Source organism: Peribacillus sp. NPDC096448 (genome assembly GCF_044762675.1).
In the GTDB taxonomy this organism is placed as follows: Bacteria; Bacillota; Bacilli; order Bacillales; family DSM-1321; genus Peribacillus; species Peribacillus frigoritolerans_B.
The window spans coordinates 98017-113939 of the sequence record NZ_JBIWEU010000005.1; the positions used below are offsets into that span (position 1 = coordinate 98017).

Annotated in this window: 11 protein-coding genes; 2 read left to right on the forward strand and 9 right to left on the reverse strand. The window is 40.5% G+C overall.

The features are described from left to right. Window positions 1-469: 469 nt before the first annotated feature. From argH to ACIQ0C_RS10730, 5 genes are read right to left on the reverse strand one after another with little or no spacing between them, the layout of a single operon-like run. Window positions 470-1954: an argininosuccinate lyase gene (gene argH / locus ACIQ0C_RS10710; protein ID WP_403059632.1), complete on the reverse strand. Its 1485-nt coding sequence runs from the start codon at window positions 1952-1954 to the stop codon at window positions 470-472. A 15-nt stretch (window positions 1955-1969) separates the two neighbouring features. Then, window positions 1970-3658, reverse strand: coding sequence for an ABC transporter permease (locus ACIQ0C_RS10715; RefSeq protein ID WP_403059635.1), 1689 nt, complete (start codon window positions 3656-3658; stop codon window positions 1970-1972). Further along, a complete protein-coding gene (locus ACIQ0C_RS10720) occupies window positions 3655-4767 on the reverse strand; it encodes an ABC transporter ATP-binding protein (RefSeq protein ID WP_402838829.1) in 1113 nt (370 codons plus the stop codon). Before ACIQ0C_RS10720 ends, ACIQ0C_RS10715 begins: the two co-directional genes overlap by 4 nt. Before the next feature lie 15 nt (window positions 4768-4782). Further along, the gene (locus tag ACIQ0C_RS10725; RefSeq protein ID WP_403059638.1) at window positions 4783-5874 is read right to left on the reverse strand and encodes an extracellular solute-binding protein; all 1092 of its coding nucleotides are present in this window, start codon (window positions 5872-5874) and stop codon (window positions 4783-4785) included. After that, window positions 5874-7100 carry an ROK family transcriptional regulator gene (locus ACIQ0C_RS10730; RefSeq protein ID WP_403059641.1) on the reverse strand — a complete coding sequence of 409 codons (1227 nt, stop codon included), beginning with the start codon at window positions 7098-7100 and terminating at the stop codon, window positions 5874-5876. Before ACIQ0C_RS10730 ends, ACIQ0C_RS10725 begins: the two co-directional genes overlap by 1 nt. Before the next feature lie 257 nt (window positions 7101-7357). On the opposite strand from ACIQ0C_RS10730, the gene ACIQ0C_RS10735 reads away from it, so the two are divergent. Next, the gene (locus tag ACIQ0C_RS10735; RefSeq protein WP_403059644.1) at window positions 7358-9865 is read left to right on the forward strand and encodes an NEW3 domain-containing protein; all 2508 of its coding nucleotides are present in this window, start codon (window positions 7358-7360) and stop codon (window positions 9863-9865) included. A gap of 231 nt (window positions 9866-10096) precedes the next feature. Here the strand turns inward: ACIQ0C_RS10735 and ACIQ0C_RS10740 are convergent, their stop codons facing one another. The 4 genes from ACIQ0C_RS10740 to ACIQ0C_RS10755 form a co-directional block, all read right to left on the reverse strand. Next, window positions 10097-10831 carry an amino acid ABC transporter ATP-binding protein gene (locus ACIQ0C_RS10740; RefSeq protein WP_403059647.1) on the reverse strand — a complete coding sequence of 245 codons (735 nt, stop codon included), beginning with the start codon at window positions 10829-10831 and terminating at the stop codon, window positions 10097-10099. Further along, entirely contained in the window at window positions 10828-11472 is a 645-nt protein-coding gene (locus ACIQ0C_RS10745; protein ID WP_403059650.1) for an amino acid ABC transporter permease, read from the reverse strand. The genes ACIQ0C_RS10740 and ACIQ0C_RS10745 overlap by 4 nt, the downstream gene beginning before the upstream one ends. 64 nt (window positions 11473-11536) lie before the next feature. After that, window positions 11537-12313, reverse strand: coding sequence for a transporter substrate-binding domain-containing protein (locus ACIQ0C_RS10750; RefSeq protein WP_402838818.1), 777 nt, complete (start codon window positions 12311-12313; stop codon window positions 11537-11539). Between the two features lie 527 nt (window positions 12314-12840). Then, the gene (locus ACIQ0C_RS10755) at window positions 12841-14178 is read right to left on the reverse strand and encodes a YjiH family protein (RefSeq protein WP_403059653.1); all 1338 of its coding nucleotides are present in this window, start codon (window positions 14176-14178) and stop codon (window positions 12841-12843) included. A 687-nt stretch (window positions 14179-14865) separates the two neighbouring features. Here ACIQ0C_RS10755 and ACIQ0C_RS10760 point away from each other — a divergent pair. Further along, on the forward strand, window positions 14866-15921 hold the full coding sequence (locus ACIQ0C_RS10760) for a potassium channel family protein (protein ID WP_403059656.1): 1056 nt from the start codon (window positions 14866-14868) through the stop codon (window positions 15919-15921). The last annotated feature ends 2 nt before the right edge of the window (window positions 15922-15923 follow it).

Genomic DNA, 15923 nt, shown 5'->3' on the forward strand with positions numbered 1-15923 from the left:
ATCAAGGTTCTGGATACTACCAGACCATCAATAGCTAAGTCATATCCACCTCTTAATAAAGCTTCCGGATTCAAGCAAAAAATAATCGATATTACGAAAGCTATTAAAATCAGGATAAAACCGAACTGAAATCTATTTGACATTAACATTCTGCCTCATATTATATATTTTACAAATAACGGCATTGCCTTTGGAAATAATCTACATTTATTGTTAATGGGGATATCTCAGTTTCAATAAAATTCAAAAAAATAGCCACCCTAATAAAGAATGACTATATATCATAAAATAGGAAGCTTTCTCTGTTAACAGATAAAATGCATCGTATTTCGTCCAAGCCGACAAAAAATACTCTCTTCAGGAGGTTCGGACTTTTACTCGTGAGTTTCATGTTTTTACTCGTGAATTTGGTGCAAATACTCGTGAATTTCATGTCCGTTAAAGCTCATTTCCTTTTTACCCCGCACCTTCAGTAATCCACTAAAGCCTTCCTGCCATCATTCAATTCTTTGACCATTTTCTTATATTCTTGCAACTCTTGTTCCAGTTTTTGTTTTCTATTTACAATCATTCTCGTAACCTCTTTCGGGGAGGGCCCGCCTTGAATGCTTCTTATCTCCACAAAATATTCGGGAGAGATTATTTTTTTCCATTCGTCTTCAGCTATGTTCACTGAAACGAATTCATTGATGATACTGTTGATTTCTTGTGTGTCCCAATCATATAGCTCTTTCCCTTCACTAATTGACCGTTTTGCAATAGTACTGGCTATGGAATGGGCTTTTCTAAAGGATATGTCGTAATCTCTTGATAGGGTATCCGCTAATTCAGTAACCGTTATACTGGATTTTGCGGCCATTTTCTTTGTATGTTCTTCATTTACTTTCAAAGTCGATATGACGGCATACATTAGTTTCATGACACGGCCTGCATTCGAAAAAGCTCGATATAAATGCGGCTGTAAATCATCTTCCGTATCGACGATATCACCAAATGGTGTATTGTGGATCATATTCATTGCAGCAAGTGCATCACCATACGCACTGCTTGCAATTGAACGGGAATGTTCAATTGAGACTGGATTTCTTTTTTGCGGCATGATGCTGCTCACTTGAACATAAGGATCCGCCACATGAAATGTTCCAAACTCCCTTGTCACATGCTGCAGGAAATCTTGAATCCATCTCCCTGTATTGACCATGCACGTCATGATTGCAGTTGCGGTTTCCAATAAATAATCTGCCCCGCCTATCGAGTCATAGGAATTCTCAATCACCGAATCAAACCCAAGCAGATCAGCAGTACGGTTCCGACTGATCGGAAAACCGGTGGTCGTTAACGCGGCCGCACCCAAAGGGGATTGGTTAACCGTTTCATAGGCTGACCACAATCTGCCAATATCCCTTTGAAGCACATCATAAATGGCTAAAAAGTAATGTCCTATTGTAGTCGGCTGAGCCGGTTGGGTATGCGTATAACCTGTAATATAGGTTTCTGTATGTTTTTCAGCCTGCACTAAGAATGCTTCGTTCAATTGGTTTGCATAGCCTATCAATTGGAGCAGATGACCTCTCAAAACAAGCCGGTACATTGCGACTCCCATATCATTACGACTGCGGCCGATATGAATCTTCCCTGCAAGTTCATGACCGATTTCCTCACCGATCTTTGCCTCCATCATGAAGAATAAGTCTTCGAATTGGGGCTGATAGATCAACTGCGCGAGATCTGTTTGGGCCACTTTCCGAATCCCATCAAGCATGGTTTTCGCCTCTTCATCTTTAATGATCTTTTGTTCCGAAAGCATGATGACATGTGCCCGATGAATATCGAACATTGCATGAAATAAGTAATCTCTTTGATCATTAAAAACAGGCATCAGAAGCTCTCTAGCATAGGTTTTTCCGGGAAAGACACTACCTTCATTTTTGATAAACTCTTCAAGCCTGCTCATCTTTGAACCTCCGATTTATAAAGCTTTTTCCGCTTTGATTCCAAAAAACTTGTTCGAAATAAAGAGAACGATTACAATCAGCGTGATTTGAATCATCCCATATGCGGCTGCCTGCCCCATATTGAACATCCTAAGCTGATTCATGATTTCAATGGATATGGGCCTGTTTGAAATCGTGTACAACAGGACCGAGGTCGGGAATTCCCCCACAGATTCGATAAATGCCAATAATGTCCCTGATAAAACACCTGGCATAATAATCGGAAATATGACCCTTCTGAAGGTATAAAACCACTTAGCTCCCAAGTTTCTGGCTGCTTCCTCAATCGAATCATCCAGCTGCTCCAGAACGGCATTAGTCGAGCGGACAACGAGTGGAATATGCCTGATGAAATAGGCAAGCGGCAAAATCCAAAATGTTCCTACCAATATTTGACCAAAGGAAAAAACGCTAGGTTCATTGAATGCGAATATCAAGTTCATCCCTATGACCGTTGCAGGCAACGCCCAAGGAATCATGACTAGAATATCGACAAGGCTTTTCCCGACGAATTTCCGTTTGACAAGTACATAGGACGCTATGACCCCAAACACCAGATTTGCCAACGTTGCAATGACCGCCATCAGTAAACTATTTCGTAGCGGTTTGAAGATATTAGGATCTTCAAACAAAAGCCGGTAATTTTCCACATTAAATACTGTGGGGTACGTTTGAAATGTCCAGGTTCCATCAGGTACTAGTGAAAGCAAAAGAATCGTAAAATGCGGTAAAAGCAGAATAATTACGCCGATGATACCCGTTACGACCATCACCCATTTCATGAACGGGTTCTTCACTTCACTCCTGTGTGCGCCAATTCCTTTCGAAGCCATGCGATAATCCTTCCTATTCTGATACCAACGCATGAATAATAGAAATGAAATCGAAACGATGGATAGAATGACCGATTGAGTAGCGGCAATTTCCATATCACCATTGATTTTTGAAAAATAAATTTGCAGGCTCAACACCCTGTATCCGCCAGCTAATAAAAACGGGGCACTGAAAGAAGCCATTGATATCATGAAAACAAGTAAAGAGGCGGCAACGATGGCAGGTGTCAATAATGGAAATGTCACCTTCCAAAAAACCTTGAATTTATTTGCGCCTAAGTTATAAGCGGCTTCTTCAAGTGAGGGGTCTATTTTATTGATTGCAGCGGATACAGTCATATAAAAATAAACATACATCGTATAGGCATGCACGATAAGAATTCCCGATACCCCGCCAATCTTGAATGGAACCTTATCAAGACCAAACAGGTCCTTGATGGCATTTGGAACCAATCCCGATTCTCCATATAAAAACATAAAGGCCATGACCCCTACCAATGATGGCAGGACAATCGGCAAAATCGCTGCTGATGAAAAGAAGCTTCTGCCGGGAAAATCGTAACGGTTAAAAATGAATGCGAGCGGAATGCCAATCAAGGCACTGACCAATACACTCAATAAGGATATATAAACAGAATTCCAAAGAGCCTCTAAGTTCGTTTTCGATTCCTGTACGAAGAAGTCCTGATAATTTCCAAGGGATATCATTCCGTCTTTTTGCAGACTTTCTATAAAGGTCCTCAACGATGGGTAGAGTACATATGCTACAAGCACCAATGCAACTGGTAGAAGGAGCCAAACCGTCAATCTCGTAACACGATTTTTAATCATGGAGCATCACCGCTTATGACAGGGATAAGACGCAGCTGTTTCTCGGGAAGCTGGACATACACTTCCTTTCCTTGATAAAAGTATCCAAAATCATGGGTGTTAAATACGTCGACCCTTAGTGACACGTCTTGAACATCCACCATGACATTCATAACAGATCCAAAGAATTGGACGGAATTTATTTTACCTTTAAAGATATTCATTCCTTCTTCGGTCACATCCAGAATTCTGATTGCTTCAGGACGAATCGAAACAGCAAGGTCAACATCAGTCTGTAAGATTGAAATTCCTTCTCTAGCTTGATTTTCCACATTCAATTTAATCGGTTGTTCACTACCTTTAAGGGCAACCTCTATATTATCTTGTTGAACTTTTTCGACTTGAACGGGCAATAGATTAATCTCGCCTATAAAACTCGCCACAAAGTCATTGGCCGGCCGATTATAAATTTCTGTTGGCGTCCCGACCTGGTGACATACACCATAATTGAACACAGCGATCCGATCACTCATGGATAATGCCTCAGCCTGATCATGTGTGACATAAATGGTGGTAATCTTATAATCACGCTGCAGCCTTAAGATTTCCACTCTCATTTCATCACGAAGCTTGGCATCCAGATTACTTAATGGTTCATCCAGCAGTAATATCTCCGGTTCAATGACCAGTGCTCTCGCAAGGGCCACCCGCTGTTGCTGTCCTCCGCTTAACTGGCTCACTTGACGATCCGAGTAGCTCTCCAGCCTGACCTTTTGGAGGGCATCCAGCACTCTCCTTTTTAAGTCAGCAGGAGAAACCTTTCTGACACGCAAGCCAAACGCTACATTTTCAAAAACAGTCATGTGGGGAAAGAGGGCATAGTTTTGAAAAACCATGCCTGTATTTCTTTTCTCCGGAGGTACACGCGTCATATCTTTGTCGCCAAATCGGACGACACCTTTTGTCGGATAATAAAAACCGGCAATCATCCGAAGCGTTGTCGTTTTACCGCAGCCGCTTGGACCAAGAAAGGTAAAAAACTCACCTTCTTTGATTTCCAGATTTAACTGGTCAACAGCTATCGTTTTCCCGAAGGCTTTTTGGACATTTTCCATTTTTATTGACGCCATCCCAACGACACTTCCTTATTCTTTAATTTCTTTATCTCCACTTTTAATATTTTCGTCCCAGTATTTCATCCACTCGTCACCTTTTTCCTCGAATGCCTTCCAATCAATATCCATCGCTTTAATTTCTGTTTCCGTGATCCATTCAGGTAAACCCTTCACATCACTTCTGGTCGGAATCCTGTAAAATTCTTCTGCCAAAGTTTTTGCGGCTTCAGGTGTATTCACAAACTCATAAAAGGCCTCTGCCGCTTTTGGATGCTTGGCACCTTCAACGATGGCGATACCTTCTGTCAATACTGGTGTTCCGCTTTTCGGAATGACGAACTCAAATGGATAATTTTTATTTTCCTTAAGCATGACAACATCCGGCATTGCCCAAACGGAAAGTGACCCCTCCCCTTTGGCTACCTTGTTATACATCATTTCAGGATTCGCTGAATATTCCTTTGTGTTTTGGTCGAGCTTCTTTAACCAGTCATACCCTTCTTTCGGATCATTTGTATCCTTATACGTACGATAGATCATCGCAGAAAAAATTGTCCTCATCGTTCCGGAGGCTAACGGATAGCGGATGATTATTTCGTCTTTCCACTTCGGATCAAGCAGCTCATCCCAATCTTTCGGTACCTCGTCTTTTGATAGCTCTTTGCTGTTATACATGATGACTTCCGGTGTCTGGCTCGTTCCTGTCCAATACCATTCCGGATCGCGGAATCCTTCATCGAGACTATCGGAATAGCTAGGCTTATAAGCAGCCAGCAGCCCATCATCCTTTGCCTGATTGAAGTTCGTGGAAGGTGCACCCCACCAAACGTCTGCCTGCGGATTGCTTTTCTCTGATCGAACACGGTCAAGAATTTCCTGGGAACCCATATCAAGCCACTCAACATCAATACCATACTTATCTTCGAACTGCTTTTCGAATTTTGATAAAATATCTTTGCCATGCGGTGAATAAACAACGATTTTATCTTCCAGCTCACCCTTTTCTCCCTTGGCACCGCCAGTATCCGAATTCGTTTTCGTATCTGTATCGTTACATCCCGAAATCAATAGCGCTGCCGATAAGGCCATAACTGAAACAAGCGACTTTTTCCTATTTTTCATTAATAATCCCCCTCATCACGAAAATTCAAAATGCCATCATGTTCCCTTAAGAATAGGGAAACCGCTCCAAGCACTCCTGCGTTTTCTCCCAGTTGTGAAGTTTTCATTTCTACTAAACTTGGAAGATATCGATCAACGATCTCCCGAATTCTAGGTAAAATGTATTCAGAAGAATTTAATACACCACCTCCTAAAATGATCACTTCCGGATTTAGCAAACTAGCCGCATTTACAATTCCGCAGGCTAAATGTTCGATGGCTTCATTTATGACGGCAATGGCTGTCGTGTCTCCTTTTTTTGCTGCAAAAAAAGCATCCTCCCCCGATAGTTCGGAAGATTTGGCCCGTTCGAATAAAAAATGATGAGGATCCTTGAGGACCTCCCTGGTGAAATGACCGCCAATCGACTTTCCTCCTGCAACACTTTCCAAATAGCCGTATCTATGGAAAATCGGCTTGAATTCACGTTTTATATCCTCTTTGTCCGTCACCATATATCCCATTTCCCCAGCTGCACTGGAAGCCCCTCTGTATAACTGGTTATTCAAGATAATGCCGCTTCCGATCCCCGTGCCCACCGCAATGAACAGCAGATTCCGCTTATTTTGTGCATTACCCAGCCACTGTTCCCCTAGTGCAGCCGCGTTTACATCATTGTCCAGAAAGATCGGGAAATCAAAATAACGCTTCGCTTCTGCTATAAATGGATATTGTACCCATCCTAAACTCGGTGCCTCTATTACCAATCCGCTTGCCGTTTGCGTAATACCAGGGATACCGACTCCCATCCCCAATATCCTTACTTTCGCAATCTGATTCTTTGCAATTAACCGTTCCGTTTCAATCGCCATTTGTTTAAGAAGCCCTGATTTTAAATAAGTGTTAGTTGAAAAACTAGTGCCGGCAAGGATGTTGCCGCTTAAATCACTTAAAACGATTTTCACTTTCGTCCCGCCTATATCGACACCGATGATATAGGCAGCCTTTTCATTAAAAAAGAGCTGGATGGGCCTCCTCCCGCCTTGAGATGAGGATTCTCCTATTCCTTTCTCCAATACCCATTTCTCCTGTATAAGTTCATCCACAGCCTGAGAAACTGTTGGTTTGCTTAGCTGAAGCTTAACGGCGATTTCAGCTCTTGAAATGGGTGAACATTCTTGGATGCATTGAATGATTCTTTTTTTATTTACATATTTTTGATGACTGGGTGTTCTTTTATAACTCATCACATCACGGCCTTACATCATTTAGTTAGTAAATCTTACTAATTAAGTAAAAATATAACTTAAAAATATTCAACGGACAAGCTATTTTTCTGAACATTTAAAATGTTCAACTTTAAATAATTACTTCGTATTATTTACATTTATAACCATTAGTGCTATTTATTAGATATGTTTTTTTTCGTCTGGTTAGTTAGAAAACATTACTAACCTACATTTTTTTTAGGTGTTTTATAAAAGTTGAAGGGGGTTACAAGAAGATGAAAAAAGCTTTGTTATCGTTGCTTTCCCTTTGGTTGGTCCTTGCATCATTGCCGCTTGGGGGTAACGCTGCAAATCCTGAGAAAGCCAACGTTGAGTTATGGAGTGCGGTCAAGCCGCTCGAGACGACCGTGACATTCTTGAACAGCGGTGCCCATCCGGATGATGAACGCAGTGACTTTCTCGCTTATCTATCGAGAGGGTTAGGGGTTAAGACATCCAGCCTGATTGCAAACCGTGGTGAAGGAGGACAAAATGAAATTGGGGATGAACTGGACAATGCTCTTGGAATCATCCGTTCGAGGGAAATGATAGAAGCTGCAAAAATCACCGGGGTTAAGGCCTATCATCTAAGTGAAACTACCTCAGATCCCATTTATGATTTCGGCTTCTCTAAAACACCAGAGGAAACATTGGAAAGATGGGGCGAGGAACTCACCTATGAAAGGCTAATCCGCTTTATTCGGACGTATCAGCCGGATATATTGATGCCATCCTTTCAAAATGATGATACCCAGCATGGACATCATCGAACAATGACAATCTTAAGTGAACGTGCCTTTAAGGATGCCGCCGACCCAACTGTGTTTCCACAACACTTGAAACAAGGTCTATCGGTATGGCAAGTGAAAAAGTTATATTTGCCCGTTTCCTCGGCAGATCAAGCAACAACTTCGATTGAAATAGGTAAATTTGACCCAATATACAATATGACTTACCCGCAGCTTGGAGAACAATCACGCTATCTGCATAAAAGCCAAGGCATGGGTTCTGATATCCCTGCAGCACCTCGCCAAATCCATCTGGATTTGAAGCAAAGCGCCGTTAATACAAAAAGCGAGTCGGACCTTTTTGAAGGTGTACCATACAATTTTACTGAATGGGCTGAAAAACTCCCTCGCTCAGCTTCAAAATTGAAAGGTGAACTTAAATACCTGCAACGGAATTTGGACGCCGTTATTGCGGCTTATCCAAATGAAAAACGTGTTTTTTCAACATCCCAAAATGCTCTCTCCAAAGTTCGTTCAATTACTGCGCAAGTCAAAAAGGCAAAGCTAAGCCCTGCCATTAAGAACGACTTGCTCCATAAACTCTCATTAAAAGAAGAGCAATTGCAAAACGTCAGTTATGTCTCTTCAGGACTCGAAGTTCAAGCTAACGCGGCTTCAAAGATCCTTACGAAAGGCCAAAGAACGAATGTTACCGTAACCGTGAAGAATAACGGGAAACAAACCTTGAAAAAAGTCGCTGCTGCATTGAATGTGCCTAAAGGATGGAAGATTAAAACAAAAGCTAAAGATGTCAATCTGGCTCCAAATAAATCAGCGACGATGACCTACCTGGTTGAAGTCCCTGAAGATGCAGCTTATTACCATGCCTATGATGAACCAACCATTACAACGAGCATTTCTTATAAATACGGCAGCACAAAAACTTCCATCAAGGAAGAATTGGACGGAACGATCGCTGTCCTCCCCGACGTTGGCCTTACCCTGTCTCCTGAAGATATCGTCGTAAATACAGCAGATGTAAAAGAAGAAGTCCCAGTGACGGTGACCTTGAAAAACTATACAGAAGGAAAAACATCAGCAAAGGTCGCTTTAAAAGTCCCTGAAAATTGGGGAGTTCATCCCAAAAATGCCACTGTATCATTTAATGAAAAATCAGAAGAAAAACAAGTGAAGTTCACCCTCAGACCTCCGAAGGCAATTCAAAATGGTGAATATCAGATTAAGGCAGCTGCTACAGTCAATGGGAAAACCTTTGATTCGACCATTCAGGAAATTTCCTATGACCATATCGGAACATTCTATTACCAATACCCAGCAGTTATCAACACCGTTGCATTTGAGCTTTTGAAGCCAGCTTCATTAAAAGTGGGGTACATTGAAAGCGGATTCGATAAAGTGGCAGATTACTTGAGCAATGCAGGCCTGAACATTACGAAGTTAACTGCGGCTGATTTAGCTGAAGGTGATTTAAGTCAATATGACACGATCGTTACAGGCATCCGTGCTTATCTATCAAGGGAAGATTTAAAGGCAAATAACGCGCGCTTACTTGAATATGTGGAAAACGGCGGTCATCTCGTCGTTCAATACCATAAACCGGGTGATGGATGGGATGCCCTGAAGACAGCTCCATATCCCCTTACCCTCGGGAATCCTTCGATTCGCTGGCGGGTAACCGATGAAAAAGCCACGGTAAACGTCTCGAAACCCGAATCGGCGCTTTTTAACTATCCAAATAAAATAACAAGTGATGACTGGAGCAATTGGGTCCAAGAAAGAGGATTGTACTTCCCAATGGAATGGGATGAACGGTTTGAAACATTCATTTCCATGGCTGATCCAAATGAAGAACCATTTGATGGCGGAATCCTCATGGCTAAATACGGTAATGGCACCTACCTCTACACAAACCTTGTCCTATACAGGCAAATTCAAGGCCAGGTTCCCGGCGGATATCGAATCATGACGAACTTAATTAGTTACGGTGCCAAGTAAACAAGAAAAAAACCTATGCATGTACCGAATGCATAGGTTTTTTTGATGCCTGCCCGTTGATATTAATAAACATGCCTGACTGATTTCTACTCTAAAAAACAAAAAAGTTATGCACAAAGATGAGGAAAAGGCTGATGCGTTTGGGTTTCCCCTCATTTTCCGCCATTCCTTTGTCCATACTTCAAGGACAACTTCATTCATGATGTACCATGGTTTCTTACAGCCATCCCGTTAAAGCACTTTGCTCAAGAATGCTTTCGTTCTTTCGTGCTGAGGGTTACCGAATAATTCATTCGGCTCATTTTCTTCCACGATATACCCTCCATCCATGAATATGACCCGGTCCCCTACTTCCCGGGCAAAGCCCATCTCATGCGTAACGACCACCATGGTCATGCCTTCCTTGGCAAGTTGTTTCATTACCTCCAAAACATCGCCTACCATTTCAGGGTCAAGGGCCGAAGTCGGTTCATCAAATAGCATGATTTTCGGATTCATCGCCAATGCCCTTGCGATGGCGACCCGCTGTTTTTGTCCGCCGGAAAGTTCCCCTGGATAGCTATTTGCCTTTTCCTTTAGACCAACCTTATCCAATAACTCAATCGCTAACCTTCCTGCTTCCGCTTTATCGGTGGCCCGAATTTTAATGGGGCCCAAGGTTATGTTCTCCAAAACGGTTTTATGGGGAAATAGATTGAAATGTTGAAAAACCATCCCAACTTCTTGCCGGACTTTGTTTATATTGATTTTCCTTTTAGGATCGGTTATATCATGTCCGTTAATGACCACCTCACCGCCCGTAACTTCCTCAAGGAGATTCAGGCAACGCAGGAATGTACTCTTTCCAGATCCAGAAGGGCCTATTACGCAAATTACTTCCTTTTCCTGCACTTCTGCATTAATATCTTTTAAAACCTCGACAGTTCCGAATGATTTTCTCAGGTTTTTTACTGTAATGATGCTCATCGAACTTGTACCCTCCTTTCTATGAAATTAGCAATTAGGGTTAACAAATAGATGATGATAAAGTAAATCACACCCACGGCCAGCCAAATCTTGAATGCTTCAAAGGTTGCCGAAGCCTGAATCTGACCTTGCTGAGTTAAATCCGCTATACCAATGACGGATAATAGCGAAGTGTCCTTCAAGCTGATGATCGATTGATTCGTAATGGTAGGGAGCATCCTTCTAAAGGCTTGCGGAAGCACGACATATCTCATTGTTTGAGCTCCAGTGAACCCGATGGATCTTGCCGCCTCCGTTTGCCCTTTATCGATGGATTGTATCCCTGCCCTTATTATTTCAGCAAAATATGCCCCTGCATTAATTGCAACGGTGATGATTCCAGCTGTTGTACTGTCCAAAGAAATCAAATTCAGAGAATTCACACCAAAATAGATAAAGAATAACTGAACGATGAACGGCGTCCCTCGTATCGCATCCACATAAACCTTTGCAATCCAGTTCAAGATTTTGATGGGGGCAAGCCGCAGCAAAGCGACCACTAAACCAATCAAAAAACCTAGGATAATGGCAATCACAAAGATATAAAGTGTCACCTGAAGTCCTTTTAATAAAAGTGGCAATGCCGCAACAATTATATCCATTTCTTTCACCCCTTTGAAAAAGAAAGCGCGCCATAAGCGCGCCTATTGAGCTTTAATCTATTGTTTATTCACCAAGATATGTTTTTATAATTTCATCATATGTGCCGTCTTTTTTAAGATTGGCAAGACCATCATTTATTTTCTTCAATAAATCCTCGTTTTGCCCTTTCAATACAGCAATGCCATATTGGTCACCATTCAAACGGTCACCTACGATTTTCAACCCAAGATCCTTTTGGGCGATCGCATAGGAGATAACCGGGTAATCTTCTATAAGGGCATCGGCGTTGCCGTTGGCCACTTCCTGGAACATCGCTGGACTATCATTGAATTGAACGACTTTTATTCCTAGTTCAGTAGCATTATCCTGTGCATATTTAGCACCAGTTGTCCCTTTTTTGACTGCAATGGTTTTTCCTTTAAGATCTTTAACGGTTTTAGTGCTTGTATTATCTTTTTTAACAACTATTGTTAATCCTGCATCAAAATACGGTGTTGAGAAATCTACCACCTTTTTTCTTTCCTCTGTAATACTCATTCCCGCAATGGCCACATCAAGCTGATTGGCTTGCATAGCCGGAATGATTCCGCCGAAATCCATTGGAGACAATTTGATTTTAAAATCCTGGTCTTTCGCGATTGCATTGATCAATTCTATATCAATACCTTTATAGTCGTTCCCCTCTTTAAATTCAAAAGGAGGATAAGTCGTATCCACACCAACCTTATATACCTTTTCAGGTTCCTTTTCCTCACCTGCATTTTTTTCTTCATTGGTTCCACAAGCTGAGATAAAGATAGCTAGAATCAAAAACATACTCAGTAAACCAAGTTTCTTCATTCAAATCACTCCAATTCTTAGATTATACGTGATAATAAATAATTCTCCCTATAATATAGCATAAGTATAAAGTATTATAATATGAATTTTTAGAATATATATTATTTTCTTTAAATAATTTTTCTGGATGTTTTTCCTAATATTGTTACAGTGATGGTAACTATCAAAAGGGTATGGGAATCGCATATTTGTTCCTTCTTTATAAAAATAGATGATCATGTCACCAGTACCTGTAAACAACACCATTAGAGGGCAGTTTTTCACCAGGGTTCCTTAGTCATCCCTATTAGGGATCCCCCCAAAAAACTAAATCAATTAACTTTTGGAGGCTCATAAACTAGAATATAGGAATTGTATTTTCCGCCTCCACTACCCTTACTTTAAATGTCCCGTGCAACCGTGCGTCCTACCATGTCTACTGATTTAAGATTCTATCAAAAAAAGGTCAACCAGTAATTTACTGGTCGACCTTATGATACGAACGCACCTTTTCGATTTATGATCGAATTAAGATTCGTTGATTTGTACTAAAGCAGCAATATTGCGATAGGTGCAGTTATAATTAACGTGATGAGCGTCCGTTCAAACCAAATTACAACCAACTTCGTAATACTGATCGGGATTTCGGTTGATAGGATACAAGGTATCGTCGCTGAAAAGAATAATATGGATGATACAGATACCACGGCAATGATGAACTTAGTTACCAGAGGTGCTTCAACCACGAGAAGCGCCGGCAGGAACATTTCTGCAATTCCTATAGCTGAAGCTTTTGCAGCCAAAAATGGTTCAGGTATTTGCAATGCCCAGGTAAATGGGTAAAAAAGATAGCCAAGTAAATTAAATACTGGAGTATACTCCGCTAATACAAGGCTGATGAGACCAACGGATAAAATGGACGGCAGAATGCTTATTGTCATAAGAAAACCGTCCTTTAAGTTTTCCCATAAATTTCTGCCAAGACTTACGGAATTGTTTGCCCCCACCATCGCACTGTTCCAGGCATTTCGGAAAAGTCCTTCTTTGATAACTTCTTCTGGATCGGCATTATCCGAATAATATTCGTCGCTCATTTTATTTAATGGCCAAATACGTACGGTAATGGCAGTGACAAGATACGTTATCCCTAAAGAAACCCAAAAGAAAAGCGACCATATGTCCATAAGCCCGAGAGTTTTTGCAACAACGATCATGAACGTTGCTGAAACGGTTGAAAAGCCGGTTGCAATAATAGCAGCTTCCTTAAGGGTGTATTTTCCTTCTTTATATAGTCTATTCGTAATAAGCATGCCAATAGAGTAGCTACCTGCTAAATCAGCAACCATATCAACCGCTGAACGCCCTGGCGTTTTAAATATCGGCCTCATGATTGGCTGCATCAACACACCCAAAAATTCGAGAAGTCCGTATCCAATGAGCAGCGCCAAAAATATTGCACCAAAAGGAACAACAAGTCCAACAGGTATGACAAGTTTATCGAAAAGGAAAGGACCCATACTTGGGGCCATTAACCATTCAGGTCCAATCTTGAAATATATTAATATCGCAACAACAGCACCTATTACTTTTAAGAAAGAAAAAACTATCGATACCTTATCTTTCCTCCAGTTTTTTGAAATAAATGGATAAACAGCTCCTAATAGGATAACGATTAGAGCATAAATAGGAACAGCTGACGGTAAGTTTACTTTGATCCATGTTACCATATGATCAATTGGTATGCTTGAAACACCATTTATGGTAATAGGAATGAAAAACATAAAACTTCCTATTAAACTATATATAATAAACTTCAGTACATTGGTGGTTGATTGAATTTGCGGCTTCTCATGTTTCGTATTTGTCGCAACATTTGGTGATCCCATAATCATTCCCCCTATAATTTAATTGCATATTGGGTAAATCCCTGGCGTCATACCCACATCCAATCAAGTAAAGCTTCACCTGCTTACAGCTCTTTAAATGATTGAACATTCGAAGCAAAACACCACAGTTATGTGCCGCTTTCCAATCCCGCCGTATATCGGTGCACAACTACACCCCGGCCAAATTGTTCACTAACATGCGAACACTGCCACTTGTTGCGAGACTTTTATATGCAATCCTGTTCTTTTTTCCATATCGTTACTTTTTCTATTGTATCCGCTTTCATTTTGGTTGACCTCCTCATCATTTAACATCCATTGTATACTGAAAATTCGAAAAATATTTTTATTTTTTGATGATTATTTTATAATTTATTTTCAAAAATTCATCTATTATTGTTCTTTTTATAATCTATATTAATATTAGAGCAAAATTTAATAGGAGAATCTGTAGTTTTGGTACAAAAAGCTTGAATATGTAGTCTATAAAACTTGGGCAGAGTGTTCCTGCCCTTTTTCTGCATAAGAACAGGAGCGGAACGCACATATCATTAAAGAACCAATCTTTCTTTTATATGCTTCTTGCTCCTAACTTGGGGATAAATAGTTCTTACACTTACGTTTAATTATCTGTTAAATTGGGGAAATATAAATTCAATCGATGATGACTTTAAAACTAGGATGAGTATGATGAGAATTAAGGTAAAAAAAATAATATATTACCTGATAAAATTAAGAGGTAGAATCTTTATACCATTTGCCATTTTGTACATATTAGTTGCAGCATATGTTGCTTTTTCTATAGAGCCACAGACGTTCGAATCATATTTAACTTCAGTTTACTGGGTTCTTACAACGCTTGCTACGGTTGGTTTTGGTGACTATGCACCTGTCACCGATCTTGGAAAAGCATTTACCATCGGTCTTTACATAACGGGTATTGGGCTTGTTAGTCTATTTATTGGAAAAATCATTAAATCTGTATATCTTATCGAAAAACGTAAAGTTGGTGGAAAAATGAAATATACAGGTAGAAATCATATCATTCTGATTGGATGGAGTGATAAGTCAAAATCAGCACTCCAAGAAATTTTTAAATCTGATGAAACCATTGATATTGTAATCATTGATAACTTGGAAAAATCCCCCATGATGGAGGAGCGTCTGTTTTATGTTCGCGGGGATGCCACCGATGAAGAAACATTACTCCGTGCAAACCTTCCTAAAGCAAAAGGCGTTATCATTTTTGCTGACCAAATAACACAAGATAATTATGCTACAAAAGATCCGTTACTTGTCGATGGAAAGACATTATTAGTTGCCACTGCCATAACGTCCATTGAAGAAAAAACGAATACGTCCATTCATGTCACCGCTGAAGTGATCAATCAAAAGCATATTCGTTTATTCGAGCGTGTAAAGGTGGATGAGTTTATTCCTACACAAGAAATGATCTCCCACGCAGCAGTACGATCATTATTTTCTCATGGAGTCACCCACATGTATTCTGAACTTATGAGCACAAAGTATGAAGAGACGATGTATGAAATTCCTAAACAAGATGAATGGCGAACTTATCGTGATGCATTCATAGATCTTCTCGATAAAGGAGCCACACTGGTGGCAGATCGTGGTGATCTTAACATAAACCAAAAATTAGATGCACGAATTCCTGATGATGCACAGCTTTTCATTATTTGCGATAAAGAGACCATTTCCAAAATAAATTCAAAAATACATTAGAA